This is a genomic window from Olleya sp. R77988 (assembly GCF_044594215.1).
In the GTDB taxonomy this organism is placed as follows: domain Bacteria; phylum Bacteroidota; class Bacteroidia; order Flavobacteriales; family Flavobacteriaceae; genus Olleya.
Genome location: NZ_CP138988.1, coordinates 326964 through 353335 on the forward strand (window position 1 = coordinate 326964; position 26372 = coordinate 353335).

A 26372-nucleotide genomic window follows, 5' to 3' on the forward strand; every position below is an offset into this window, starting at 1 on the left:
TAAAAAAATGGCTCATAATATCAAACCAGGAGTTGCAACTGGAAAAGAAGTTCAAGAAATTTTCAATCTAGCAAAAGAAAAAGGATTTGCCTTACCAGCAGTTAATGTTATTGGATCAAACACAATTAATGGTGTTTTAGAAACGGCAGCAGCATTAAATGCACCAGTAATCATTCAGTTTTCTAATGGTGGAGCGCAATTTAACGCAGGAAAAGGACTAAGTAACGAAGACCAAAAAGCAGCAATTGCAGGAAGTATTGCAGGTGCAAAACATGTACACTTAATGGCAGAAGCCTATGGTGTACCAGTAATTTTACACACAGACCATTGTGCAAAAAAATTACTTCCATGGATTGATGGATTATTAGATGCTAGTGAGCAACATTTTGCCGAAACTGGAAAGTCATTATATAGCTCGCACATGATTGATTTAAGTGAAGAACCACTTGAAGAAAACATAGAAATCTGTAAAACATACCTAGAAAGAATGAGTAAAATGGGTATGACATTAGAGATCGAATTAGGTATTACAGGAGGAGAGGAAGATGGAGTAGATAATAGCGATGTTGACGAGTCTAAACTATATACACAACCAGAAGAAGTAGCTTATGCTTATGAAGAGTTAAGCAAAGTAAGTGACCAATTTACAATAGCAGCAGCATTTGGAAACGTACATGGTGTATACAAGCCAGGAAACGTAAAATTAACTCCAAAAATCTTAAAAAATTCTCAAGAGCATATTTCAGAAAAATATGGTGTAAAGCATAATCATATCGATTTTGTATTTCATGGTGGATCAGGTTCTACAGAAGCAGAAATCCAAGAAGCAATTGGATATGGAGTAATAAAAATGAATATTGACACAGATATGCAATACGCGTTTATGTCTGGAGTACGTGATTATATGGGAGAAAAAGAAGCCTACCTAAAAACACAAATTGGAAGTCCAGATGGACCAGATTCTCCAAACAAAAAATATTACGATCCAAGAAAATGGTTAAGAATAGGTGAACAAACATTTGTAGAGCGTCTTAAAAAAGCATTTGAAGACTTAAACAACGTTAATACTTTATAAACATATATAACACTAATCTTGTCGAAGCATAAGTCAAGATAATTACATAAAAACAAATCTCGTTTAAACTGAATAAAATCAGTACTTACACGAGATTTTTTTTATTTTAAAGCGCCTAAAAACAGAGATAGCCATCACAAATTTTGAGTATCATTAATAAAAACAGTAATTTTGCGTGCTTCCTTAAGCAAAAAACAAACTAACAAATAGCAACATAAGATTGATTATTAATAACGCAATCTTAATCAAAATAGTAAATCAATATGGCTTGGTTTAAAAGAAAAGAAAAAGGTATACAAACCGCAACAGAAGAGAAAAAAGACATTCCAAAAGGATTGTGGTATAAATCTCCAACAGGTAAAATAGTAGACTCAAAAGAACTTGAAAAAAACTTTTATGTAAGTCCAGAAGATGGTTACCACGTAAGAATTGGAAGTAAAGAATATTTTGAAATATTATTTGACGACAATAAATTTAAAGAACTAGACGAAAATCTAACCTCAAAAGACCCTTTAAAATTTGAGGACACAAAAAAATATCCAGACCGTTTAAAAGCAGCACAAGAAAAAACTAACCTTAAAGACGCTGTACGTTGTGCAGTAGGTAAGTCTAAAGGAAAAAATTTAGTTATAGCTTGTATGGATTTTTCATTTATTGGAGGATCAATGGGAAGTGTTGTAGGAGAAAAAATTGCAAGAGCAGCAGACCATGCATTAAAAAAGAAACTACCTTTCATGATTATTTCAAAATCTGGAGGAGCACGTATGATGGAAGCAGCATTATCTTTAATGCAATTAGCAAAAACATCTGCAAAACTAGGACAATTAGCAGATGCTGGATTACCATACATATCTTTATGTACAGATCCAACAACTGGAGGTACAACTGCATCTTTTGCAATGCTAGGTGATATTAATATTGCAGAACCTGGTGCTTTAATTGGGTTTGCAGGACCTAGGATTGTAAGGGACACAACAGGAAAAGAATTACCAGAAGGTTTTCAAACCTCAGAGTTTTTATTAGAACACGGTTTTCTTGATTTTGTAATGCATCGTAAAGAATTAAAAAACAAGGTTAATCATTATATAGACTTAGTAACCAATCAGCCAATCAGAGCTTAAGGTTATAAAACCAAATTTTAAAAGCCTTGCAAAATATATATTTTGCAAGGCTTTTTTTATCTATCTACAGTAAAAAACTGCTATATAATATTAAAAACAGTTCTAAAATCTTCATTTTTTTCACGAATATAAATTAATACATTACGCATATCAATCATTTTTTTATTTAGGTTTTAATTGTAATAGTTTTATTCAATATTAACCATAAAAACTAAAAAAATGTTATCAGCTATCATCGCTATTTTAGGCGGACTTATTGCAGCTTCATCACTTATTGTTGCTAAAAAACCAAATGCACAAGAATTATTAGACACACTAACACCTTATCAAGGTTGGATTGGTGTTATACTTACTTTTTGGGGTATTAGAGGTATTGTTTATTCATTTATATACATAGGATCTATGGGTACTACATGGATTATAGCACTTGCAGTAAGCGCTTGTATGTTTATTGTTGGATTCTTATTGGCTTATAGTTTAATTTCTAAATACCTATTAGAAAAAAATGAAACAGCAAAAATAAAAGGACAACAACTAAGATCTAAATTAGTTAACTATCAAGTACCAGCAGGTATTGTACTTTTTATTTTAGGTGTATTATCTCTTGTGTTTTAATAAAAAAAAAATAACATGGAATTAATTTCTAAAAACTAGTTTTCACGGAAAAAAATTATAGAATACAAAAAACCCTCATATGAAAAAGAAACTTAGTTACAATCCTGTTTTAGAAACCAAAACTTTAGTTGAAAAATTAAAGCATGACTTACCTCATCGTTTAGTTATAAAACAACCTGGTAATACTATTCAAGTTGCTAGAAGAAGAATGACTCTAAAAAGAGTAACATTTAAAATAAATAGTAAAAAAAACACCATTGATATTAAAAATATATGGGATGATCGTTTTATTATGATATTTGTTTTTGGAATATTCTGGCCTATTTTATTTACTAAAAAAAGAAAGAAAGCTAATGAAGAAATACAACAAGAAGTAGAACAGTTATTAGAGTCATACCATCAATAATTAAAAGATCAAACTTTTCAATCACTTTTTTCAGAGTTTAGTCAACTCTATTATTTTAGTTAGTTAGTAAAAAGCCTGTATAAATTTTATACAGGCTTTTTTAAATTAATTAGCATCATCAATCTCTTTTTCAAGATGATCTAAAAATAAAATACCGTTTAAATGGTCAATTTCATGCTGAAAAATAACAGCAGTAAAGTCAGAAATAGTTTCTTTTTTATGTTCTCCATCCATAGTATCATATTCTATATCTATAACTTTTGATCTATTATTTAATAGCTCACTTCTGTTTGGTATAGACAAACAACCTTCTTTATACGTTTGTTTTTGTTTGGAGTAGCTTACAATTTCTGGGTTTAAATACACCTCAAAAGGTGCCTCCTCTTTATCAAAACGTTGTACCCAAATAATATTTTTTAAAACACCAACTTGTGGTGCAGCAATACCAACTCCCATAGACATACTATCTCTAACAGTTGCAAATAATCTTTTTACAAAACGTTGTAAAACAACATCCTTTGGATCTGCTTTAACATAAGTACTTTTAGTCCTTAACAGAATAGAATCCCTTTTTTTATTAATCTTAAAAACGCGCATTGGTGTTGTACTATCAGCATGCATTATTATATTAATGTCCTCAACAGAAAACGTTTTAGACCCATTGTTTTTTATACTACCACAACTAGCAATTAAAACCAACATTAATATTAAGTATAGACCGTTTTTCATAGCATTGAAAATTATTATAAATAGTAACTTACATTTTCAAATATTAACAAATATAAGCTAGTAATATTAAAAAACTATCAAGCATTAACTATCAAGGTTTTAAAGCTTAAAAAACAGTAAATAGATAGTGAGAAAATAATAATTATATCAAAACCTTATTTTCAATAAAAATAATTATATTTGCACCTCGAAAGAAAGGCTTTCGTGTACATAACAATCATTTACAATAATATTAGAATGTATTTAGATCCAAAAGAAAAAGAAGCAATCTTTACCAAACATGGTAAAAACGCTAAAGACACAGGTACTGCAGAAGGGCAAATAGCACTTTTTACTTACCGTATTAATCACTTAACAGAACACTTAAAGAAAAATCGTAAAGATTATAACTCAGAGCGTTCATTAGTAAAACTAGTAGGTAAAAGAAGATCTTTACTAGATTACTTAACTAAAAAAGATGTCTTAAGATATCGTGCAATAGTAAAAGAATTAGGATTAAGAAAATAATCTCAATAAAAAGACCACGCCAAACAGCGTGGTTTTTTGTTATAAATTAACTCGATTTGGAAGAGTCTAAACACCAAAATTGATTAAGCATATCCTAAAATAAATTTAGGATAAACAGTTTTTCATTGGTCATCACAACTACTACTACCAACAACACAACGACCATTGTTTAATTAGAATTAAAAAATTTATGATTCCAAAAGTTTTTAAAGAGGTCATTGACCTTGGTGACGGTAGAGAAATCTCTATCGAAACAGGAAAATTAGCAAAACAAGCTCATGGTAGCGTTGTATTGCAGTCAGGAAAATGTATGATGTTATGTACAGTAGTTTCCAATTACAAACAATCACCAGTTGATTTTTTACCATTAACGGTAGATTATCGCGAAAAATTTGCAGCAGCAGGTCGTTATCCAGGAGGTTTCTTTAAAAGAGAAGCAAGACCTAGTGATGGTGAAGTATTAACTATGCGTTTAGTAGATCGTGTATTACGTCCATTATTCCCAAAAGATTACCACTCTGAAGTACAAGTGATGATCCAGTTAATGTCTCATGATGAAAACGTTATGCCAGACGCTATGGCAGGTTTAGCAGCGTCTGCAGCTATACAATTATCAGATTTCCCTTTCGAATGCCCAATCTCTGAAGCAAGAGTTGGACGTATAAACGGAGAATTTGTAATCAACCCAACAAGAGCTCAATTAGCAGAATCTGATATCGATATGATGATTGGAGCTTCAGCTGATTCTGTAATGATGGTTGAAGGTGAAATGGATGAAATTTCCGAAGAAGAAATGGCTGATGCAATTAAATTTGCTCATGAAGCAATTAAAGTACAATGTGCTGCTCAAGTAAAATTAGCAGAAGCTTTTGGTAAAAAAGAAACACGTGAGTACGAAGGAGAAAGAGAAGATGCAGGTTTAGAGAAGAAAGTTTATGACATGGCATACGATAAAGTATATGCTATAGCAAAAGCTGGATCAGCTAAACACGAACGAAGTACTGCATTCGCAGAAATTAAAGACGATATTAAAGCTACTTTTTCTGAAGAAGAATTAGAAGACTTTGGAGATTTAGTTTCTAAATATTACAGAAAAGCAGAAAAATCTGCCATTAGAAACCTAACCTTAGATGAAGGTTTACGTTTAGATGGACGTAAAACAGATGAGATTAGACCAATCTGGTGTGAGGTAGATTACTTACCATCTACACATGGATCGTCAATATTTACTCGTGGAGAAACTCAAGCATTAGCAACAGTTACTTTAGGGACATCTAGAGATGCAAACAAAATAGATATGCCATCTTATGAAGGTGAAGAAAACTTCTATTTACATTACAACTTCCCTCCTTTTTGTACAGGTGAAGCTAGACCGTTAAGAGGAACATCTCGTAGAGAAGTTGGTCATGGTAACTTAGCACAACGTGGTTTAAAAGGAATGATTCCAGACGACTGTCCTTATACAGTACGTGTAGTTTCAGAAGTATTAGAATCTAACGGTTCGTCTTCTATGGCAACTGTATGTGCAGGTACTATGGCACTTATGGATGCAGGTGTAAAAATGACAAGACCTGTTTCTGGTATTGCAATGGGATTAATCTCTGATGCAGAATCTGGAAAATACGCTGTATTATCTGATATCTTAGGAGATGAAGATCACCTTGGAGATATGGACTTTAAAGTAACTGGTACTGCAGAAGGTATTACTGCTTGTCAAATGGATATTAAAGTAAAAGGATTATCATACGAAATTTTAGTAAATGCACTAAAACAAGCACGTGATGGTCGTTTACATATCTTGAGTAAATTAACAGATACTATTGCTGCTCCAGCAGAAAGCGTAAAAGATCACGCACCAACGATGGTAACTAGAAGAATCCCTAACGAATTTATTGGAGCCTTAATTGGACCAGGAGGGAAAGTTATTCAAGAAATGCAAAAAGAAACTGAGACGACTATCGTTATTAACGAAGATCCAGTGACTGAAGAGGGTATTGTTGAAATATTAGGTGTAGGTAGTGAAGGTATTGATGCTGTTATGGCAAAAATAGATTCTTTATTATTTAAGCCAGAAGTTGGTAGTGTATACGAAGTAAAAGTAATCAAAATGTTAGATTTTGGTGCTGTTGTTGAGTATATGGATGCACCAGGAAACGAAGTTTTATTACACGTAAGCGAGCTAGCTTGGGAACGTACAGAAAATGTATCTGATGTTGTAAACATGGGAGACGTATTTGATGTTAAATACTTTGGTGTAGATAAACGTACACGTAAAGAAAAAGTATCTAGAAAAGCTATCTTACCAAAACCTGAAGGTTTTGTAGAGAGACCACCAAGAGACAATAATCGTTCTGGTGGACGTGATAACAGAGGTTCACGCGACAATAGAGGTCGTGATAACCGTCGTGATGACAGAAAACCAAGAGAGGATAAAAAGGAAGATTAATTCTTTTTAAATCTTAATACATTAGAAAGCCCATCAAAATTTGATGGGCTTTCTATATTTATGGGATTAATGTTATATTTGATTGGGCTAAACTAAAAAATTAACAGTTATAGAATATACTAAAGAAACGATAAGTCTAAATTTAAAGCGCTTTGATGAATAAATAAAACTATCTAATATGTTAAGATTATTATTAACAAGTGTATTTTTAATTACTTGTAGTATAGACGCTCAAAATTCTACAATAGATTCAATTATTGTAGAGCATAATAACGTTAGTGGTGGTGGCTTTCAAAGTGATGTCACAGTTACAGATGACGGACTGACGGTGTATTCGTCAGCTGATGTTTCCGGGATTTTTAAATCTACAGATGGAGGATTACTTTTTGAAAACATAAATAAAGGCCTAAAAAGCCCTAAAGTAGCTAGTTTAGTTATTACTCCGGATAATGATCAAATACTGTATGCTGGAACTGGAGACAAAGGAGGTTCTGGTGGACTATTTAGGTCTATTAATGGAGGTGATTTTTGGGAGTTAACTGGAGCTGGAAACAACGCACAATTTGCAGGAAACCATTCTGCTGGTTCTGACCCATTACCTTCGGGTCACCCAAGGTCTAATGGAGATTTAATTATTGTTAACGAAGGCTCAAACAGTACAACATATACCGATGACATTGTAATTACTGGAACGTATAAAGATGGTGTTAGAATATTTTCTCAAGGTGGAGAAGTTGAAGAATCTTCTGTAAACACTACAGGTTTTGTAAGATCAGTTGCATATAATGCTGCAATACCAAATACAGTATATGCAGCTATATATTTTGATGATATCACTCAAAATGGAATATACAAAATTGACTACACAAATCTATCTGCTCCGATTTCTACTTTAGAATATCAAACACAAAACCCAGAAGGCATAACAGTTTTAAGTAGTGGAAGGGTTTATGCTGCAATTGGTGATGATGGGATTGTAAAATACAATGGAACTTCATGGAGTTTAAAAAATACTGGGCTTTCTATAAATAATACAAATCGACAATGGACTGCAGTAACAGGTTACCTAAAAGGTACTAATGATGTTATATATGCTGGCACTAATAACCTTGGTGGAAATGTAAATGGTACAAACTACTCCAATATTTGGAGAAGTGTAAATGGTGGAAATACTTGGACTCCTTTAGTAGACGCCAATACTAATGTTTCAGACCAAATTTATGGACAATCATATGATTGGTGGTATAGAACACAAGCATTTCCTCAGGGTGGTTTAGGTCGTAAAAACAGTGTAGTCAGTTCTATTGACGTAGCTCGTGGATTATTTCCTAATGTTGTTTCTGACGATATAATTTATGTATCAGGAAGAGGTGGAATTTGGAAATCTGACGATGGTGGTGATTTGTGGAAACCAGCTGTATATAATATGCAAGCAACAGCTAATAATGGTGTAGCAGTAAATCCAAATAACTCTAATCAAGTAGCAATTGCAAATACTGATTATGTAGTTCTTGAAACGAGTGATACATTTGAAAACAATAACATATCTCGTGATAAACCAAGTGGTGCAGAATCTAGAGGCTATGATGTTATTTTTGACATTACTTCAGACGAGTTAATTTTAGGCGTTGGAGATAGAGACACTAACAATCCTGGAGGAGGCGAAGTGTATGTGAAGTCTGCTGCTACTGTAGGTAATCCCTCTGACTCTGGCTGGACTAACACTAATCTAGTATCATCTACTTCTACATCTAATGGAAGAGTTCGTGCTGTAACATTTGGTTATCATAATGGTAATTCAACTACTTCTCAAACAATTTTGGCAGCAGTTGAAGGCGAAGGTGTTTTTAGATATCATAATGGATCTTGGTCTCAGAGTAATGGAATAACTATTGGCTCAACAAAACGAAGTAACTTTGTTTGGCCAGATAATGGTAATTCTGGAATAGTTTATTTATTAGATTTATCAGAAGGATTATATCGTTCTGATGATGGTGGGCAAAACTGGTCAAATATTTGGACAAGTATGAACTTTAATAATAATGACTTTTATAATACTGGATACATTACGGCTGACGATAATGACCCAACGACTTTGTATCTTTCTATTCAAGGAGGTAGTGGGTCACCTATTGGTACTAATTTTAAGATTTATAGAATGATTGGAGCAAATTCAGGAACATTTGGTGCTCCAGGAACATCTGGAATAAGTGATATTACATTTCACTCTGGCAATGTATCGATTGCACGTCCTGGCCCATTAGTATTTGGTCCAAATGGTAGACTATGGCTAACGCAACAACAGAATTCTGCTAATTCAATTTATGCTGGACTCTTTGTTATGGAAAACCCTACAACAGACTTGTCCTTTATAGACTTAACCACCAATGCTTATAAAAACATAGTAATTCAGCCAAGTGGTATAGATGTCTCTAGCGATGGATACGTCTATATATCTCAGAATGGTACTGGTTTAATTAAAATAAAAGTTAATGAAGATACTCCTACTTTAAATATAACAGAAAACCAATTAGACCAAAATGAGTTTACCATCTATCCAAATCCTTCTAAAAACAATTTTATTTATATAAAATCTAACACTAAAACCATTGGTACTATAGAAGTATATGATATTACTGGTAATATTCTTTTAAAAGAATATATAACCTCAACTAGTGGGCAAATTGATATTAATAAACTCTCTAGCGGAATTTATATTGTAAAGTTGCAGAACATCTATAAACGTTTTATTGTTAGATAAAAAATCGAAACAAAACAAAGAAGAATAATTCTTTTTAGACTTTATAAATTAAACCTCTTAAAAATATTTTACAAAGTTTCCTTGTTTATAGACGCAACCTTTTTAAAAAATCAAGACTATAGGTAAAACAAAACTGTTAAACTATGTCTAGACTAAACACAATACTTTCTATTTTTACATTATTTATTTCACTTTCTGCTTGCGAAAATGAACCTATTGGAGGTTTTAATATAAATGCAGAAGATGTTATTACTGTAAACTCTGAATTATATAATCAATTAGAGAGAATTACAGACGATACTAATCCTACAACAATTACTTGTATTGAATTTAATTACCCTCTAACAATGCATGCTTTTGATGATAATTTACAATTATTATCAACTTCATTGATTCCAAATGATGCTCAATTTTTAATTTACTTAAACAATTTAGAGGACAACTATTCTATTAGTTTAAGTTACCCAATAACAACTACACTTGCTAATGGAAGTACATTTAGTATAAATAACAATGAAGAATTAAAAACAAATATTGATGCTTGTATTGAAGAGGAAGAGGTAGATCAAATTGAAGATTGTATACAATTAATTAGAAATTGCGTCTGGAAAGTTGGATATACTGATGGAGCTAATAATAGTTATTTAGGTGGGATTTTTAACGAAGAGGATGGAGCTACTGTATTCATCTATAATAACCAATTATATTTTGGTTCTTGGACTGTCCTTTTTATTGAAAATGAATTACATATTAATATAAGTATAAATGATAATAATGACGTTGGCGCATATTTTAATTTTGATTGGAAAGTAGAGTACTTAGATGAAGATTCCTTACAACTCATTAATGAAGATAAAACATTTATAATTCATCAGTATTGCGACAATGATCATGCTCTGTGCAATGATTTTGTTTTTACAGAGTGTGAATTAGCAAATACACCAGGAGTAGCTGAATTTACATTAAATGATTATAATTTTTGTATTATTAACATTCTTCAGGTTGATAACTCAAACATATCTCTTTTATATTTTGAAACAAATGAAGATGCAGAAAACAACATTAATCCTATTTTGTCAGACCAAATTTATTTAAATACATCTCAGATTCAAGTTATTTATATTCGTGTAGAAAATAGTATTGATCAAACATATACCATTATACCAATAATAATAGAAGCAGAAGCATGTTAATTAAATATCCATATTAGCAGTACTATAGTATTTGAATTTAGAACAACTCATAAAGGCCTGTAAAAGGAATAATCCAAATGCCCAAAGTGATTTATATCAAAAATATAAAGACACTTTGTATATCCTATGCTTGAAATATTCGAAAAACAAGGAAGAAGCACAAGATAACTTACATGATTCCTTCATAGAAATATTTAGCAGTATTAAAAAATATAAAGGAAGAGGATCGTTTGAAGGATGGATAAAAAGAATAACTATTAATAAAGCTATAGATAAATATAAAAAAGAAAGCCCAATAAATATTGAAATTAAAAATGATTTATTAGAAGACACCAACATCATTGAAGAACAATTAAATCTTGATTTAGATAACATTATAAAGTGTATACAACAACTACCAAATCAGTATCGATTAGTCTTTAATTTATTTGAATTAGATAACTATACCCATAAAGATATTGCAGCACTTTTAAATATTAGTGAAAACACATCAAAATCTAATCTACATAGAGGGAAACAGATTTTGAAACAAAAAATCACAAAAATCAACCAAACAAAAAAAGAATATGGGAACTAATAATGACATAGGTAACGGAATAAAAAACCGTTTACATGGGTATACAAAGTCTCCAGACACTTTAGTATGGACAAAAATAGAAGCTGATTTAAAAAAGAAAAAGAGAAGACGTTTAATATTAATACTTTTTTTCGCAATTAGTCTTTCACTTCTAACACTTTTATTATACAGATCAAATACTGTTAAAATAACTCAAGAAAGTCCAAAAACAGAAACTCCAACTCTAACAATATATAATTCAAAAAAGAAGAAAGGAACTAAAGCAAATAAAGCATTAAATGATAGTGTTTTTATAACTGAAGACCTTGCTAAAACAATTAAAGTTTCAACAAAAAAAGATAATAGCACAAAAATTAATGGTAGCTATTATTTAAATGATGATGATGATGATAGTAAAAGTAATTCATCACAGGAATATAATTACACTTCAAATACATTTTCAAAAAGTAATACTTCACAATTAAAAAAGGATACGATTCTGTCAACAAATAACAACCGACAATTTGATTCTTTAAACAAAAACTCAAAGAATTTTAAAAAATTAATAGGAAAAACTGAAACAAATCAAACTGCAAGTTTTAAAAGTTCAGACAAACAAGAAGATTCAATATCAAATAAGTTAAAACCAGATTCTAGACAGGATTCAACATCAAAATTAGATAGTATTAAACCAAATAAAATTAAGCAATGGAGTATTTTTCCGCATACCTCTCTTGATTATTTTGGGAGTTTAAATCATAGTTCAACAAATAATATTTTTATAAATTTTGGGTTTAAAATCAGTTATCAAGCAACCGAAGATTTATCTTTAAGACTAGGTGCTAATAGGCTAACCTTAAACTTTTCATCCAATGAGGCTTCAAATAACTTCATGCAAAAAATCAATTACTTAGAATTACCCTTAGAGTTTAAACAGAAGTTAGTAAGAGGCAAAATAAACACTTCTATTATTGCAGGTGTTAGCTATTTACTACTTGACTATGCAGAATTAACAACAAATAATATTCCTAATAATTTTCAAATCGATACAATTGAAGATAGTAATATGTCTTTAAATTTAGGCTTAGGCTTTGATACTAAATTATCCAAAAATCTCAATTTTAATATTGAACCTATGCTTAAATATCATTTTAAGCCTTTAGAAAACAGGCTAAAATCTCAAACATTTATCCTATCTATTATTGGCGGACTAGAATATAAGTTTTAATTCTTAATTTATTAGAGAGCTCATCAAAATTTGATGAGCTTTTATATTTTTAGAAGCTATACATTATTTTAGGTGTTAAACTTATGGATCCTATATTTTCTTGAAGAGAACCCTCTACTTTATATGGCGAATAATTTAGACCAAGACCAATGGTTAGCTCTTCACTATTTTTAAACTTAAACACATAATCTATGGATGGAGATGCTAAGAAGGATGTAATAACTTCGTATTTTTCGTTATCTGCGTCACTACCTGTATAGAAAGGGTTTCTGGCATCAGTTTTTATTATTGAAACACCCAAGCCTAAACCAATATGTATTTGAGAGGTTGAGGATTCGCTCAAGTTTTTCTTAAATCTTAGCATTGGATTAAACATAAATGATGCTTTAGCTTGAATGGTATCTGTAGTTCTAGCATACTTAAAAGGTTCTGTTTGATCTGGAATAGCAAATTGTAATGCCAACTCCAAAGATTTTTTTTGAGTAACAGGAAAATCTAAACTTAACTCCATTAATGGTGACACACCAAAATAATTACTTAAATTTCCTTGAGGGACTAAAACTCCTCCTCCAATTTTAAAAGTTATACGTTGAAAATAGTCTTTCTGTGCATCAAAATATTCTTGACTATTATGCGTGTAAAGTGTGTCTTTTTGTGCAAATGCATTAGACATTAAACTTAACATTGCTGTAATTAAAATTAATTTTTTCATAATTATAGTTTTTATATTCAGGTCAAAATTATTGCTATAATCACATTTTAAATATCATAAATCACGACTTAATAAACTAATTTTTGCGATAATCACAAATTTTGTGTAATTTACACTATGTTTCAGACCACTTTTCTTAATTATTTAAAAACCGAATTACCAGGTAACACCTCTACTATAGAAGCTGTTGCAACTGCTTTAGATATTAGTTATGATGCTGCACACAGACGTGTGAGTTTAAAAAGTAAATTTTCTTTAGATGAAAGCGTTGCTTTAGCTAAATATTACAATTTGTCTTTAGATCGTCTTTTTGAAACCACTTCTACAGAGTTTGTAACTATCGAAAAAACAAAACATATTGAAAACGAAGCAGAGCTTCAGTTATATTTTGAAGATTCTTACCATTCGCTTTTACCTTTATTAAAACAAAAGGATAGTACTATATTATATTCTGCAAAAGACATCCCATTATTTTACAATTTAAATGGTGATGAGTTAAGCCAATTTAAATATTATGTTTGGTTAAAGTTGCTTAACCCAGAATTTGCTTCCAAAAGTTTTGATACTTATGCTGCAAAACCGTCTTTAATTGAAGCTGGAAAAAAACTTGGCAGTCTGTATAACAATCTAAACACTAATGAGGTTTGGGATATTACTTCTGTAAATAGTACACTTAAACAAATTTATTTTTATCATCAAGCTGGACAAGTAAATAGTAAAAAAGCGATCCAACTTTGCGAATTATTAAATCTTTTAATAAAAAATATTGAAGATAAATTGCTTAATAATCCAACCCAGTTTAAACTTTATTATAATGAGTTACACTTAATGAATAATAATGTATTAGTTAGTACACCACAATCTAAATTGCTTTATGTGCCTTTTACTTTATTGTCTTATTATAAAACTAGTGACAGCTATACTTGTAATGAAGCAGAAGTATTTTTAAAGAAGCAATTACAAAACTCTAAATTACTTAACACTGCTGGTGAAAAAGAACGTAATACATTTTTTAATAAACTATACGCTAAGATTAAAGCATTAAAACAACTTATTGAAGCTACACAGCTATTAGATTTTGAGTAAGTATAAGAGTAAGCGCGTTAAGGATGGAGCAATTGTTGGAGCACATCTTTGATTGCGACTTGCGAGAGCCTGACGTTTTTAAGCTTTTTCTGCTTAAAAAGGTAACGCAAAAAAAAATAATTAACCTTTTTTGTAACAAAATGTAATTTTTTTACGTATAATTATTGATAGCAAAATATTCACAAGAAAAAAATCACACTTATTTAAATGAGACAACTTAAAATTACCAAACAGGTAACTAACCGTGAAACCGCGTCTTTAGATAAATATCTACAAGAGATTGGAAAAGTTGACTTAATTACAGCAGACGAAGAAGTAGAATTAGCACAACGTATTAAAGCAGGAGACCATATTGCTTTAGAGAAGTTGACAAAAGCTAACTTACGTTTTGTAGTATCTGTAGCTAAACAATATCAAAACCAAGGGTTAACGTTACCAGATTTAATAAATGAAGGTAATTTAGGATTAATTAAAGCTGCTAAACGTTTTGATGAAACACGTGGTTTTAAATTTATATCTTATGCTGTTTGGTGGATTAGACAATCTATTTTACAGGCTTTGGCTGAGCAATCTAGAATTGTACGTTTACCTTTAAATAAAATTGGTTCTATTAATAAAATTAATAAAACTTTTGCATTTTTGGAGCAAGCAAATGAGCGTCCTCCAAGTCCAGAAGAAATTGCTAAGGAATTAGACATGACTATTAACGATGTTAAGGAGTCTATGAAAAATTCTGGTCGTCATGTCAGTATGGATGCACCACTAGTCCAAGGAGAGGATTCTAATTTATACGATGTATTAAACTCTGGTGAGTCACCAAATCCTGATCGTAATTTATTACATGAGTCATTACGCACTGAGATTGAGCGTGCTTTAGAGACATTAACACCTCGTGAAGCTGATGTTATTAGATTATACTTTGGTCTTGCAAGCCAACATCCAATGACTTTAGAAGAAATTGGTGAGACTTTTGACCTAACTAGAGAACGTGTTAGACAAATTAAAGAAAAAGCTATACGTAGATTAAAACATACGTCTAGAAGTAAAATATTAAAAACTTACTTAGGATAATATTACCTAAGTTACGACAACAAACAGTTATTCATAACTGTTCGTTTTTTGATTGATGAAAGAACCCGAAGCTGATTACTTCGGGTTCACTCATTTTAAGCCTCTACTTTAAATCTCTTCTTAAAGAGAAGCTACTTCAAAAAGACTTTTCTATATTTGTGTAAACAACACAAACTACTTTATAATGTCTTCAAAACTAATTGCTCCTTCAATGCTTGCTGCGGATTTTGGCAACTTGCAACGTGATACAGAAATGGTTAATAATAGTGATGCTGACTGGTTTCATATAGATGTAATGGATGGTCATTTTGTGCCAAATATATCTTACGGAATGCCAGTAATTGCTGCTATAAAAAAGCACGCGACAAAACCATTAGATGTCCATTTAATGATTGAAAAACCTGAACGTTACATTGAAGAATTTGCAAAAATTGGTGCAGACATTATTACTGTACATCACGAATCTACCGTACACTTACATCGCACATTAAGACAAATTAAAGATGCTGGTTGTAAAGCTGGAATTGTTTTAAATTTAACGACACCTGTATCTGTATTAGAAGATATATTACCAGAATGTTATATGGTTTTATTAATGTCTATTAATCCTGGTTTTGGTGGTCAAAAATTTGAAGAAATTACCTATCAAAAAGTACGTAAATTACGTAAAATGATTGATGATCAAGGTTTAGATACTTTAATTGAAATTGATGGTGGTGTTACAGATAAAAACATTAAAAAATTGGTTGATGCTGGAGCAAATGTTTTTGTTGCAGGTAGCCATGTTTTTAAAAGTAGTAATCAACCAGAAACTATTAAAAACTTAAAAGCATTAGCTAATGCTTAAAACACAAAAAGGCTCCAAAATTTGGAGCCTTTTTTTAATTACTTAGTTATATCCTTATTTTCCCTTAAAACTGATTTATTAAGTAATTAATTAAATCTGTTGTAGTAACAATCCCAACCAAAACACCATTATCTACAACAGGTAATGCATGAAATTCTTTTTTAGCTAATAACTCTGCTACTTCCTTAATTGTAACAGTACTTGATACACTTACAAGGTTTTTAGCCATTACTTGTTCAAGTGTAAACATATTATATACTACTGTGTCTACATCATTTGCATCATCATCAATTGCATCCGCAAAACTGATTCTTAGTAAATCTGTGTAACTTAACATACCTATTATAGCGTCTCCGCTAACTACAGGAATATGTCTAATATTATGTTTTTTGAATAATTGTTCAGCACGTTCTAAATCGTCTGTTTTATTTAATGAAATGACATTTTTTGTCATTATTTCTGAAACTGGTGTTCTTTTTTTCATGTCTAGCTGCTTTTTAAATTATATAATAAAGTTATAATTTATATAACTTTATTAATATGACAAAAGTCAGTTAAACTAGATTAATATCCAGCAAAGTTAAAATTAAGCATTTGCTTAACTTTGATGTAAATTTCTGGGAATTGGCTTTTGAATTGAGAAGGCGTTTCTATAAAAGTCTCTATAAGTACTGAAACAAATTCAAACTGGTTGGTATAAGCATACTCTCTAAAATACTCAGATGCAACTAATTGTGCTTTATAAGATTCATTATTTTCGAGGTAATTTACTATGTCTGCAAAACTATTTAAAAATATAGCAGCTTTGGGTCCACGTTCTTGCAAATTATCAATATGAATAGCATGGACAAACTCATGTATAGCAAGGTTATAATTATCGTTTTCTATTAAGTAGCCTTCTAAAAAATCTTCCCAAGAAAAAACAATTGCATTATAAGCTGGGTTAAACTCGCCTTTATGCAACTCTTGATTAGTGTTAGAGTAAAATGCTTTAGGATATAATAAAACTTTATCTAGTAATTTGATTTTATACTTTCTATAACCAAACGTCAACATTATAGCTGTTGCTGCAACCAGAACTTTCATTTGGTCAGTAACTATTAAATCTTCCTTAGCAACAAATTGATTAGTATTTATAAACTTAGCAACACGATGCTCAAAATATTGTTGATATTTTGGAGTTAATTTTTTATAAAAAGAATACTCGTTTTTTAAAACAGAGAATTGTTTTGGGGTTAACTTTTTTAACCTAAAATATAAATGATTAAATAATGGCTTTTTAAATATTGAAGCATATTTAAACTCAAAAATCAAAAAAATCCTATAAAGAACAAATATGCTAATTAAGATTACTCCAACTAGAATAGTATATCTCTGTATTAAAGGGTTTTCTTCAAACTCTGTTTGGATTTGGTGGAGCATTAAATTTTAACTAATTTATTTTTTGTGACCTCGAGAGGATTCGAACCTCCAACCCTCAGAGCCGAAATCTGATATTCTATCCAGTTGAACTACGAGGCCTACACTTCCTGACAAAACAGGAATCTATGTTTAAGACAATTTAGCTTTTACAATTGTAGATATAGTTTTACCATCAGCTTTACCTGCTAATTGACCACTAACCATACCCATAACTTTACCCATATCCTTCATGCCTTGTGCGCCTGTTTTAGCAATAACATCAACCACTACCTTTTCTATATCTCCTTCGCTCATTGCTTCAGGTAAAAATTGCGAGATCACTTCTGCTTCTGCTAATTCTGGAGCTGCTAAATCCTCACGGTTTTGTTCTAAAAATATTGCAGCACTATCTTTACGTTGCTTGACTTGTTTTTGAAGTATTTTAAGCTCCTGCTCTTCTGTTAATTCTGCTTTTGCACCACTTTCTGTTTGTGCTAAAAGTATTGCTGATTTTACTGCTCTTAAAGCAGTTAATGCAACTGTATTTTTACTTTTCATAGCCTCTTTTAAGGCTGTCATTATATCTGTAGATAAACTCATTTGTTTTGTTTTTTGTAATACGAAGATAATGAAAAGTAAACACTTGAATTTATTTAAATAATTAGATAGGTAATGAGATTTATTACTTTAATGAAAATAAAAAACCCAAAAAGCTTGAGGGAACTTTTCGGGTTAAAAATGGATTAATCTAATTGATGAGATTCCGAATATCATCGGAATAATTTAACTTACTATTTTTAAATCGACTTTGTCTATTAAAAAAATAGAGTTTCATTAATCTACATTGTCATGCAAGAAAGAATTGTTACTTCTTAATTGAATGTCGTCATTATCGTCTACTCCTAGAGTTGTTCTAGAAATATTATTATCTGAAGAGTGTTGACTATCGTCTAACTCTAATCCTTGACGTTTATATGCTGGAATTTTTTCTATATCTTCAATTTTTGAGCTATTGAATTTATGATTAAAATTCTTCATTTTCTGTCTACGTTCATCAGCTCTATTTTTTAATATTTCTGATATTGGTGTATTCATTGGGTCGATTTCAGCTTCGGTTTCTACTTCAGCTTCTGTAGTTTCGTCTTCAATTACTTTTTTCTCAAAGACTACTTCTTGATCAACTTCAACTTTTGGTTCTGCAACTTTATTAATTGCAGAATCTACCTCAACATAATCATCTAAAGCATATCTAATTTCGCCTGATTCAGAATTTTCTGTAACTGGGATAATTTCGACAAAATCATTAACTTCTAAATTATTTACTTCATCTGCAAGATTCATAACAATTGGTGTATCTTCTTCTACAACAGGTTCTGTGACAGGTTCAGAAAAAGGCATATCAAAACTTAAAGTAATTTGCTGTTTTTGGTCTTCCTCTTCTATTTCTGCAATATCATTGTCTTCAAGATTAGATGTTGTTGTTATATTAAATTCTTCAGTTTGATCAATAATAACATCTACTTCAGAATAATTAACATCTATATCTTTAATTAGTTCGCTGGTTGGAATTAAATCTAACTCCTCATAGCTCACCTTATTTTGTTTATTAATTTGTGCCATTTCAAATGAAGATAATTGATCTGTCGTATCCTCTTCAATATCTAGCGTATGTTTTACTATTGCTTCTGGTGTTTTTTGCTGGTCTTCTAATTCAATATTTGGTAAAATTATAGCAGGCTCTTTATCATTACCACTTAAATCTTGTTCCATATTTTGATCGTCTTCCAAAGCATGAATCACTTTTTTAATTTCTGTATTAGAAATTTCATTTTGCTGCTCTACATCAAAACCAGTTGCAATAATTGTAACAGCAATTGAATCTTCTAAGCTTTCATCTTCACCAACTCCCATGATAATGTTTGCACCATGACCAGCTTCGTTTTGAATATGGTCATTGATTTCTCCAATTTCATCTATAGTAATTTCTTGAGCTCCAGAAACGATTAGCAACAATACGTTTTTGGCTCCAGTAATTTTATTATCGTTTAATAAAGGCGAATCTAATGCTCTAGAAATAGCTTCGTGCGCACGATTTTGTCCAGACGCTTCAGATGATCCCATAATAGCTGTTCCGCTATTACTTAATACTGTTTTAGCATCACGTAAATCAATATTTTGGGTGTAGTGATGTGTTATAACTTCTGCAATACCTCTTGCAGCTGTAGATAATACCTCGTCTGCTTTAGAGAAACCAGCTTTAAAACCTAGATTTCCGTAAACTTCACGTAGTTTATTATTATTAATAACAACTAAACTATCTACTTCTTTACGCAGTTTTTCTATTCCTTCTTGGGCTTGTTCATTACGCATTTTACCTTCAAACTGAAAAGGCATTGTTACTATTCCTACTGTTAAAATGTCTAAGTCTTTAGCCATTTTAGCAATTATTGGAGCTGCTCCTGTACCAGTTCCTCCACCCATTCCAGCAGTAATAAACACCATTTTTGTATTGGTATCTAACATGCGTTGGATGTCGTCAAAACTTTCTACTGCAGATTGCTCTCCTACATTTGGGTTGGCTCCTGCACCAAGACCTTCTGTTAAGTTAACACCTAGTTGTATTTTGTTTGGCACACCACTGTTTTGTAATGCTTGCGCATCTGTATTACAAATCACAAAGTCTACACCTTTTATACCTTGTAGAAACATGTGATTAATTGCATTACTTCCACCACCACCTACACCAATAACTTTGATGACATTAGATTGGTTTTTTGGTAGATCAAATGATATGTTTTCGAATTCGTTGTTGCTGTTCATAAATTCTATTTTACTGGATCAATTATTATTTTAAAGCGATACATACTCGCTATTATTTTATTTTTATTATTCTGCGTTATCTAAAAAGTCTTTAACTCTTTCTGTTAACGTGTCTAAAAACGACTTGCGTTGTTTTTTTGGTAATTCTACTTTTTCATCTTGAGGTGTCTCTTCATTTATATCTTCTTCCACCAAAATTCTTTCCTCAATGATGGCTTCAGCTTTTTTACGATCTTGGCGTTTTAAACCATCCATAACTAAACCTACAGCTGTTGCAAAAAGAGGGCTTGTTATAGCATCATCACTATCTCCTGCTAAATGCTCGTTTGGGTAACCAATTCTGGTATCCATTCCTGTAATATATTCTACTAATTGTTTTAAATGTTTTAATTGGCTTCCTCCACCAGTTAAAACAATTCCTGCAATTAATTTCTTTTTTTGTTCTTCGTGACCATAATTTTTAATCTCGACATAGACTTGCTCAACAATTTCTACAACTCTAGCATGAATTATTTTTGATAGGTTTTTAAGTGTAATCTCTTTTGGATCACGTCCTCTTAAACCTGGAATAGAAACAATCTCGTTGTCTTTATTTTCTCCTGGCCATGCACTACCAAATTTTATTTTAAGTAACTCGGCTTGTTTTTCAATAATAGAACATCCTTCTTTAATGTCTTCTGTAATGACATTTCCTCCAAAAGGGATAACTGCTGTATGACGTATAATTCCATCTCTAAAAATGGCTAAATCTGTGGTTCCACCTCCTATGTCTATTAATGCTACTCCTGCTTCTTTTTCTTCTTGACTTAATACTGCGTTTGCACTTGCCAATGGTTCTAGAGTGATACCTTCAAGTGCTAATCCAGCACTTTGCACACAACGTCCAATGTTTCTGATAGAGGATACTTGCCCAACTACAACATGAAAATTAGCTTCCAAACGTCCACCATACATCCCAACTGGTTCTTTTATTTCGGCTTGACCGTCAATTTTAAATTCTTGTGGTAATACGTGGATTATTTCTTCTCCAGGAAGCATCACTAATTTGTGTACTTGATTTATTAAACGCTCAATATCATCTTCATCAATAACGGTTTCGCTATTTGGTCTTGTTATATAATCGCTGTGTTGTAAACTTCTAATATGTTGTCCAGCAATACCAACTGTAACGCCTTCAATTTTTAGCGATGCAGCTGCTTCTGCTTCTTGAATTGCTAATTGAATAGATTGAATAGTTTGCGTAATGTTATTTACTACACCACGATGCACGCCTAAACTTTTAGATTTACCAATACCTAAAATTTCGACTTTACCATATTCGTTTTTACGACCAATCATAGCCACAATTTTTGTGGTTCCTATGTCTAATCCTACTGCAATGTTTTGTTCCATAACTTATGCTTTTGTACACACAACTTGATTACCAAATTGTAAGTTTACTATACTATACTTATCTAATGTTTTATCTTTTGTAGCTTTTAAATAAAAGGCTTTTAGATTATTTATTTTTTTATCTAAATGCTCTAAACTCCCTAATTTGACTACAAAATCACATTGTCTTAGTTTAAGGTCAATGGTATTATTCTTGTTTTGATGAATTTGTACCACATGTTTTTTTAAAAACTCGTCCTGTTTAATTTTTGTAGCTACTATAAACACTTTATCCAAGTTATTTTTAGCCACAAAACCAGTAACTATTGGGACGCGCTCTGTATAGTTTTTTGATAATGGCATATAGCTACCATTACTGTCTATATAGTAAGACGCGTCTGTTACTACTCTAGCAATAGGTGTTTTTTGTTTAACCTTTGCGGTTAAGTTTCCGGAGACACTTACGTAAACATCTGCAAACTCGACAATTGGATTTGCATTTAGAGTTGTTTCTAATAAATTCAAATCTAAAATTTCTTTAGGTTCATTTGTAACACTTTGTTGATTTTGTATTAACAACTTACTAACATCTTCTTGTGTTATAAACAGGTTTTTATTGCCAATAAACTCTATTTGTGGTTTTGATACTAATCTTTTAGCATTTCTAGCTGAAGAAAATGCATACAAAAACACTACAAACGCAAGTAGAGCAACCATTTTTATGTAGTTCCAATTAATCTTCATTTAATAATGCCTTTTTTATTGTTAATACTTCTGCACCAATATCTCCTGCACCAAGTGTTAGTATTATTTTTGAATGACTGTTTTTTATATGTTGAACCATGTTTTTTTTAGTCACTAAAGTCTTATTTTTATTATCTATATGCCCTAATAACCATTCTGATGTTATACCTTCTATGGGTAATTCTCTTGCTGGATAAATATCCAACAATAAAATCTCATCAAATTTAGATAAGCTATTAGCAAAATCTTGAGCAAAATCTTGAGTTCTAGAAAATAAATGAGGCTGAAAAACCACCAATACCTTATCCTCTGGATACATTTCTCTTACTGCTTGGTGTACTGCATTAATCTCTTCTGGATGATGTGCATAATCGTCAATAAAAACCAAATCGTTAGTTTTTATTTGATATGTAAATCTTCGTTTAACACCATTGTAAGATGCCAATGCTTTGGCGAGCTGCGGTCTAGGGAGACCATATTCTACAGACATCGCCAGAGCGACTAAAGCATTCGACAAATTATGTCTACCTGGTAGGTTAAATTGAAAATTTTTAAGCACTGTTTTTGGTGTTTTAACATCAAAAACATAAGCTCCATTTTGTATTGTTATATTTTGAGCAGAATAATCTGCATCATCTTCTATTCCGTAAGTAATACCTTTAAGTGGTAAGCCATTTTTGATAAATAACTTTCCGTTTGGTTTTAACTTTTTGGTAAAATCTTCAAAGGTTTTTATTAATTCTGAAGCATCGCCATAAATATCCAAATGGTCTGCATCCATAGAGGTAATACAAGCCATATCTGGACTTAATGTCAAAAACGAACGATCAAACTCATCTGCTTCTACCACACTTACTTTACTTCCGTTTAGGATTAAATTGGAATTATAATTTTCGCTAATTCCTCCTAAAAAAGCAGTAAGCTCTACATCGCATTGGTTTAATAAATGTCCTAAAATACTTGTAGTAGTTGTTTTACCATGTGTACCAGCAACTGCTAAACAAAACGTATTTTCTGTAATTAAACCTAAAATTTCAGAGCGTTTTAAAACTGCAAAACCATTATTATTAAAATAAGTCAACTCTGTATGACTACTAGGTACTGCAGGCGTATAAACAACTAATGTTGTATCTGTATCTAAATATTGGTTTTCTATTAATTTAACATCATCTTCAAAATGCACAGAAACACCTAAACTTTCAAGACTATCTGTGATTTTGGTTTGTGTTTTATCATAACCAGCAACATGCTTATTATTTGCATTAAAATATCTAGCTAAAGCAGACATCCCAATACCTCCAATACCTACAAAATAGATGTTATGTATGTTGTTTAAATTCATTTATTTATCTAGAAGTTTTTCAACTTCGTCTGCTATATCTTTAGTTGCATTTACTAATGCTAATTTTTTAATGTTTTTGCTTAGTTCTTCTTGTTTTTCTTTAGAGGCAACTAACTGACCAAATTTATTTTTAAAATCTACTTTTAAGTCTTCTTGTGCAATTAATAATGCAGCGTTTTCATTAACAATTGCAGCTGCATTTTTTGTTTGATGGTCTTCTGCTACATAGGGAGAAGGCACAAAAATGGTCGGTTTACCAACAATACACAACTCGCTTACAGAACTTGCTCCTGCACGAGAGATTATAAAATCTGCTGCTGCATATGCATAATCCATTTTATTTATAAATTGATGTACTTGCACATGTTTTGTATTACCATACAGTTTATAATCTTGATAATATAACTTACCACATTGCCAAATGATTTGAATGTTTAGCGTTTGTAAAAAATCAAGTTCTCTAACCATTAATTCGTTTATAGCTTTAGCTCCTAAACTACCTCCTAAAACCAGAAGTGTTTGTTTGCTTTCAACTAAATCAAAATGCTTAATAGCTTCTTCTTTTTTTGAAGAAATATCTAACAAATCTTGACGTACAGGATTACCAGTTTTTATAATTTTTTCTGAAGGAAAAAAGCGTTCTAAATTATTATAGGCTACACAAATTTTATTCACCTTTTTAGATAACAACTTATTTGTAATTCCTGGATAAGAATTTTGTTCTTGTATTAAACTTGGAATCTTATTTGAAGCTGCTACTTGTAATAAAGGTTCACTTGCAAAACCACCAGTACCAATTGCTACATCAGGTTTAAATTGTTTAATTATTTTTCTAGCATTCCATAAACTACTAATTAGCTTAAAAGGAAACATTAGGTTTTTAAGTGTTATTTTTCTTTGAATACCAGAAATCCACAACCCCTTTATAGCATATCCAGCTTGAGGGACTTTTTCCATCTCCATTCTATCCTTTGCTCCTACAAATAAAAACTCTGCATTTGGGAAACGCCTTTTTAATTCGTTTGCAATTGCAATTGCAGGATAGATATGTCCTCCTGTTCCACCACCACTTAAGATTATTTTGTATGTTTTGTTTTTGTTACTCATTAATTATTTACTAACAACTTATATTGTTTCTGATAAAATCTCTAATGGATTATCAGAATCTGATTCTTTTTCTTTTAATTTTATTTCTTCTCGTTTTGCACTTACACTCAAAATAATTCCTATAGCTAAACAGGTCATCCAAATACTAGTACCTCCACTACTAATTAATGGTAATGTTTGTCCTGTAACTGGAAATAACTCGACTGCTACTGCCATATTTATCATAGCTTGAAAAATAATTGGCAAGCCAACGCCAAGGACTAATAACTTTCCAAATACGGTATCTGATTTTTGCGATACTATTATTATCCTAAACAATAGCCACATGTATAATATCATTAATGCAAAACCTCCTATTAATCCATATTCTTCAACAATTATGGCAAAAATAAAGTCTGATGAAGATTGTGGTAAAAAGTTTTTTTGAATACTTTTTCCTGACCCAACACCAACAATACCACCAGATGCAATTGCAATTTTTGCTCTTTCTGTTTGATAATCTTCTTTAGTATCTTCTCCATTAAAAAAACTTTCCACTCTACTAGTCCAAGTATCAATTCTATTTGGCATAGCTTCTGGAAAAGCTCTTGCAATTAAAATAAATAGTGCTAATCCAACAATTCCAGCAAATCCCATTGCTACTAGGTATCGTAAAGGATAACCTCCTAAAAATAATAGCGCACTAGCCATTACAAAAATAATAGCAGTAGTTGAAAAATTTGAAGGCAATATCAATGCTAAAATGATAAACACTGGAATCCAAAGTGGTAATATAGACTCTTTAAATGTTATGGTTTTATCTTTAATTTTTGATAAATAACGTGCAATATACACCATCAAAACAACTGCAGCTAGTGTTGATGTTTGAAACGACATGTTAACAAAAGGAATACGTATCCATCGACTAGCATTTGCGCCTCCAATTGTAGTACCTTGTAAAATAGTTAGTATCAACAACACAAACACAATAGGCATCATAACCATTGATAACCCTCTAAAATAACGATACGGAATTTTATGCACTCCATACATAATTGAGAATCCTAAAAACAGATGCATGAAGTGTTTTACAAAGTAAGAAAACGTATTTCCTCCACTACTAATATTAACTAAATTACTAGCAGCACTATACACAGGTAAAAACGAAAATATAGCTAATAGCGCAGCAATTGCCCATATTAACCGATCTCCTTTTATGTTATTAAATACTGTTTGCATATTTTTTTGAGATGCT

General features: G+C 31.2%; 24 protein-coding genes and 1 tRNA gene. 13 read left to right on the forward strand and 12 right to left on the reverse strand.

The features are described from left to right. The first annotated feature begins 7 nt into the window (after positions 1–7). From fbaA to SJY17_RS01535, 4 genes are all read left to right on the forward strand, one after another. Complete coding sequence (fbaA, locus tag SJY17_RS01520; RefSeq protein WP_397363685.1) at positions 8–1075, forward strand: class II fructose-bisphosphate aldolase; 1068 nt, start codon at positions 8–10, stop codon at positions 1073–1075. A 263-nt stretch (positions 1076–1338) separates the two neighbouring features. Continuing rightward, positions 1339–2196 carry an acetyl-CoA carboxylase, carboxyltransferase subunit beta gene (accD, locus tag SJY17_RS01525; RefSeq protein WP_397363686.1) on the forward strand — a complete coding sequence of 286 codons (858 nt, stop codon included), beginning with the start codon at positions 1339–1341 and terminating at the stop codon, positions 2194–2196. 219 nt (positions 2197–2415) lie between these two features. Beyond that, positions 2416–2811: a hypothetical protein gene (locus SJY17_RS01530; RefSeq protein ID WP_397363687.1), complete on the forward strand. Its 396-nt coding sequence runs from the start codon at positions 2416–2418 to the stop codon at positions 2809–2811. A 79-nt stretch (positions 2812–2890) separates the two neighbouring features. Then, complete coding sequence (locus SJY17_RS01535) at positions 2891–3217, forward strand: hypothetical protein (RefSeq protein WP_397363688.1); 327 nt, start codon at positions 2891–2893, stop codon at positions 3215–3217. 105 nt (positions 3218–3322) lie between these two features. Here the strand turns inward: SJY17_RS01535 and def are convergent, their stop codons facing one another. After that, positions 3323–3946: a peptide deformylase gene (gene def / locus SJY17_RS01540; protein ID WP_397363689.1), complete on the reverse strand. Its 624-nt coding sequence runs from the start codon at positions 3944–3946 to the stop codon at positions 3323–3325. 237 nt (positions 3947–4183) lie between these two features. Between def and rpsO the strand changes: the two genes are divergently transcribed. The 6 genes from rpsO (at position 4184) to SJY17_RS01570 (ending at position 12637) form a co-directional block, all read left to right on the forward strand. Then, positions 4184–4453, forward strand: a complete 270-nt coding sequence (rpsO, locus tag SJY17_RS01545) for a 30S ribosomal protein S15 (protein WP_397364853.1) — start codon at positions 4184–4186, stop codon at positions 4451–4453. Positions 4454–4643: 190 nt separating this feature from the next. Beyond that, complete coding sequence (locus SJY17_RS01550; protein ID WP_397363690.1) at positions 4644–6899, forward strand: polyribonucleotide nucleotidyltransferase; 2256 nt, start codon at positions 4644–4646, stop codon at positions 6897–6899. A 178-nt stretch (positions 6900–7077) separates the two neighbouring features. Beyond that, entirely contained in the window at positions 7078–9660 is a 2583-nt protein-coding gene (locus SJY17_RS01555; RefSeq protein WP_397363691.1) for a T9SS type A sorting domain-containing protein, read from the forward strand. A 143-nt stretch (positions 9661–9803) separates the two neighbouring features. Beyond that, a complete protein-coding gene (locus tag SJY17_RS01560; RefSeq protein WP_397363692.1) occupies positions 9804–10853 on the forward strand; it encodes a hypothetical protein in 1050 nt (349 codons plus the stop codon). Between the two features lie 31 nt (positions 10854–10884). Beyond that, complete coding sequence (locus tag SJY17_RS01565; RefSeq protein ID WP_397363693.1) at positions 10885–11430, forward strand: RNA polymerase sigma factor; 546 nt, start codon at positions 10885–10887, stop codon at positions 11428–11430. After that, positions 11420–12637 carry a hypothetical protein gene (locus tag SJY17_RS01570; protein WP_397363695.1) on the forward strand — a complete coding sequence of 406 codons (1218 nt, stop codon included), beginning with the start codon at positions 11420–11422 and terminating at the stop codon, positions 12635–12637. Before SJY17_RS01565 ends, SJY17_RS01570 begins: the two co-directional genes overlap by 11 nt. Positions 12638–12686: 49 nt before the next feature. Here the strand turns inward: SJY17_RS01570 and SJY17_RS01575 are convergent, their stop codons facing one another. Further along, positions 12687–13349, reverse strand: coding sequence for a hypothetical protein (locus SJY17_RS01575; RefSeq protein ID WP_397363696.1), 663 nt, complete (start codon positions 13347–13349; stop codon positions 12687–12689). 117 nt (positions 13350–13466) lie between these two features. Here SJY17_RS01575 and SJY17_RS01580 point away from each other — a divergent pair, with 117 nt between their 5' ends. The 3 genes from SJY17_RS01580 to rpe all read left to right on the forward strand — a co-directional run bounded on the left by SJY17_RS01580 (position 13467) and on the right by rpe (position 16353). Next, complete coding sequence (locus SJY17_RS01580) at positions 13467–14435, forward strand: hypothetical protein (RefSeq protein ID WP_397363697.1); 969 nt, start codon at positions 13467–13469, stop codon at positions 14433–14435. A 207-nt stretch (positions 14436–14642) separates the two neighbouring features. Then, a complete protein-coding gene (locus SJY17_RS01585) occupies positions 14643–15506 on the forward strand; it encodes an RNA polymerase sigma factor RpoD/SigA (protein WP_397363698.1) in 864 nt (287 codons plus the stop codon). A gap of 184 nt (positions 15507–15690) precedes the next feature. Further along, positions 15691–16353, forward strand: a complete 663-nt coding sequence (rpe, locus tag SJY17_RS01590) for a ribulose-phosphate 3-epimerase (protein WP_397363699.1) — start codon at positions 15691–15693, stop codon at positions 16351–16353. 64 nt (positions 16354–16417) lie between these two features. Here the strand turns inward: rpe and SJY17_RS01595 are convergent, their stop codons facing one another. The 10 genes from SJY17_RS01595 to SJY17_RS01640 all read right to left on the reverse strand — a co-directional run bounded on the left by SJY17_RS01595 (position 16418) and on the right by SJY17_RS01640 (position 26356). Further along, the gene (locus tag SJY17_RS01595; protein WP_397363700.1) at positions 16418–16837 is read right to left on the reverse strand and encodes a CBS domain-containing protein; all 420 of its coding nucleotides are present in this window, start codon (positions 16835–16837) and stop codon (positions 16418–16420) included. An 80-nt stretch (positions 16838–16917) separates the two neighbouring features. Next, on the reverse strand, positions 16918–17775 hold the full coding sequence (locus SJY17_RS01600; protein WP_397363701.1) for a zinc-dependent peptidase: 858 nt from the start codon (positions 17773–17775) through the stop codon (positions 16918–16920). A gap of 25 nt (positions 17776–17800) precedes the next feature. Beyond that, positions 17801–17874, reverse strand: a tRNA-Arg gene (locus SJY17_RS01605). A 30-nt stretch (positions 17875–17904) separates the two neighbouring features. Beyond that, positions 17905–18354, reverse strand: a complete 450-nt coding sequence (locus tag SJY17_RS01610; RefSeq protein WP_397363702.1) for a GatB/YqeY domain-containing protein — start codon at positions 18352–18354, stop codon at positions 17905–17907. Positions 18355–18588: 234 nt separating this feature from the next. Beyond that, the gene (gene ftsZ / locus SJY17_RS01615) at positions 18589–20574 is read right to left on the reverse strand and encodes a cell division protein FtsZ (protein ID WP_397363703.1); all 1986 of its coding nucleotides are present in this window, start codon (positions 20572–20574) and stop codon (positions 18589–18591) included. 66 nt (positions 20575–20640) lie between these two features. Then, on the reverse strand, positions 20641–21966 hold the full coding sequence (ftsA, locus tag SJY17_RS01620; protein ID WP_397363704.1) for a cell division protein FtsA: 1326 nt from the start codon (positions 21964–21966) through the stop codon (positions 20641–20643). Between the two features lie 3 nt (positions 21967–21969). Beyond that, positions 21970–22689: a cell division protein FtsQ/DivIB gene (locus SJY17_RS01625; RefSeq protein ID WP_397363705.1), complete on the reverse strand. Its 720-nt coding sequence runs from the start codon at positions 22687–22689 to the stop codon at positions 21970–21972. Further along, the gene (gene murC, locus SJY17_RS01630) at positions 22679–24031 is read right to left on the reverse strand and encodes a UDP-N-acetylmuramate--L-alanine ligase (protein ID WP_397363706.1); all 1353 of its coding nucleotides are present in this window, start codon (positions 24029–24031) and stop codon (positions 22679–22681) included. The genes SJY17_RS01625 and murC overlap by 11 nt, the downstream gene beginning before the upstream one ends. Then, positions 24032–25138: an undecaprenyldiphospho-muramoylpentapeptide beta-N-acetylglucosaminyltransferase gene (murG, locus tag SJY17_RS01635; RefSeq protein WP_397363707.1), complete on the reverse strand. Its 1107-nt coding sequence runs from the start codon at positions 25136–25138 to the stop codon at positions 24032–24034. An 18-nt stretch (positions 25139–25156) separates the two neighbouring features. Further along, positions 25157–26356: an FtsW/RodA/SpoVE family cell cycle protein gene (locus SJY17_RS01640; protein WP_397363708.1), complete on the reverse strand. Its 1200-nt coding sequence runs from the start codon at positions 26354–26356 to the stop codon at positions 25157–25159. Between the last annotated feature and the right edge of the window lie 16 nt (positions 26357–26372).

Excerpts from the sequence above, each read along its gene's own strand:
- SJY17_RS01585 (WP_397363698.1), top strand. The coding sequence starts at position 14,643 with ATGAGACAACTTAAAATTACCAAACAGGTAACTAACCGTGAAACCGCG.
- murG (WP_397363707.1), bottom strand. The coding sequence starts at position 25,138 with ATGAGTAACAAAAACAAAACATACAAAATAATCTTAAGTGGTGGTGGA.
- ftsA (WP_397363704.1), bottom strand. The coding sequence starts at position 21,966 with ATGGAACAAAACATTGCAGTAGGATTAGACATAGGAACCACAAAAATT.
- SJY17_RS01550 (WP_397363690.1), top strand. The coding sequence starts at position 4,644 with ATGATTCCAAAAGTTTTTAAAGAGGTCATTGACCTTGGTGACGGTAGA.
- def (WP_397363689.1), bottom strand. The coding sequence starts at position 3,946 with ATGAAAAACGGTCTATACTTAATATTAATGTTGGTTTTAATTGCTAGT.
- SJY17_RS01555 (WP_397363691.1), top strand. The coding sequence starts at position 7,078 with ATGTTAAGATTATTATTAACAAGTGTATTTTTAATTACTTGTAGTATA.
- SJY17_RS01625 (WP_397363705.1), bottom strand. The coding sequence starts at position 22,689 with ATGAAGATTAATTGGAACTACATAAAAATGGTTGCTCTACTTGCGTTT.
- murC (WP_397363706.1), bottom strand. The coding sequence starts at position 24,031 with ATGAATTTAAACAACATACATAACATCTATTTTGTAGGTATTGGAGGT.
- accD (WP_397363686.1), top strand. The coding sequence starts at position 1,339 with ATGGCTTGGTTTAAAAGAAAAGAAAAAGGTATACAAACCGCAACAGAA.
- ftsZ (WP_397363703.1), bottom strand. The coding sequence starts at position 20,574 with ATGAACAGCAACAACGAATTCGAAAACATATCATTTGATCTACCAAAA.
- SJY17_RS01595 (WP_397363700.1), bottom strand. The coding sequence starts at position 16,837 with ATGAAAAAAAGAACACCAGTTTCAGAAATAATGACAAAAAATGTCATT.
- SJY17_RS01575 (WP_397363696.1), bottom strand. The coding sequence starts at position 13,349 with ATGAAAAAATTAATTTTAATTACAGCAATGTTAAGTTTAATGTCTAAT.
- SJY17_RS01560 (WP_397363692.1), top strand. The coding sequence starts at position 9,804 with ATGTCTAGACTAAACACAATACTTTCTATTTTTACATTATTTATTTCA.
- SJY17_RS01535 (WP_397363688.1), top strand. The coding sequence starts at position 2,891 with ATGAAAAAGAAACTTAGTTACAATCCTGTTTTAGAAACCAAAACTTTA.
- SJY17_RS01530 (WP_397363687.1), top strand. The coding sequence starts at position 2,416 with ATGTTATCAGCTATCATCGCTATTTTAGGCGGACTTATTGCAGCTTCA.
- rpsO (WP_397364853.1), top strand. The coding sequence starts at position 4,184 with ATGTATTTAGATCCAAAAGAAAAAGAAGCAATCTTTACCAAACATGGT.
- fbaA (WP_397363685.1), top strand. The coding sequence starts at position 8 with ATGGCTCATAATATCAAACCAGGAGTTGCAACTGGAAAAGAAGTTCAA.
- SJY17_RS01610 (WP_397363702.1), bottom strand. The coding sequence starts at position 18,354 with ATGAGTTTATCTACAGATATAATGACAGCCTTAAAAGAGGCTATGAAA.
- SJY17_RS01600 (WP_397363701.1), bottom strand. The coding sequence starts at position 17,775 with ATGCTCCACCAAATCCAAACAGAGTTTGAAGAAAACCCTTTAATACAG.
- SJY17_RS01580 (WP_397363697.1), top strand. The coding sequence starts at position 13,467 with ATGTTTCAGACCACTTTTCTTAATTATTTAAAAACCGAATTACCAGGT.
- SJY17_RS01640 (WP_397363708.1), bottom strand. The coding sequence starts at position 26,356 with ATGCAAACAGTATTTAATAACATAAAAGGAGATCGGTTAATATGGGCA.
- rpe (WP_397363699.1), top strand. The coding sequence starts at position 15,691 with ATGTCTTCAAAACTAATTGCTCCTTCAATGCTTGCTGCGGATTTTGGC.
- SJY17_RS01570 (WP_397363695.1), top strand. The coding sequence starts at position 11,420 with ATGGGAACTAATAATGACATAGGTAACGGAATAAAAAACCGTTTACAT.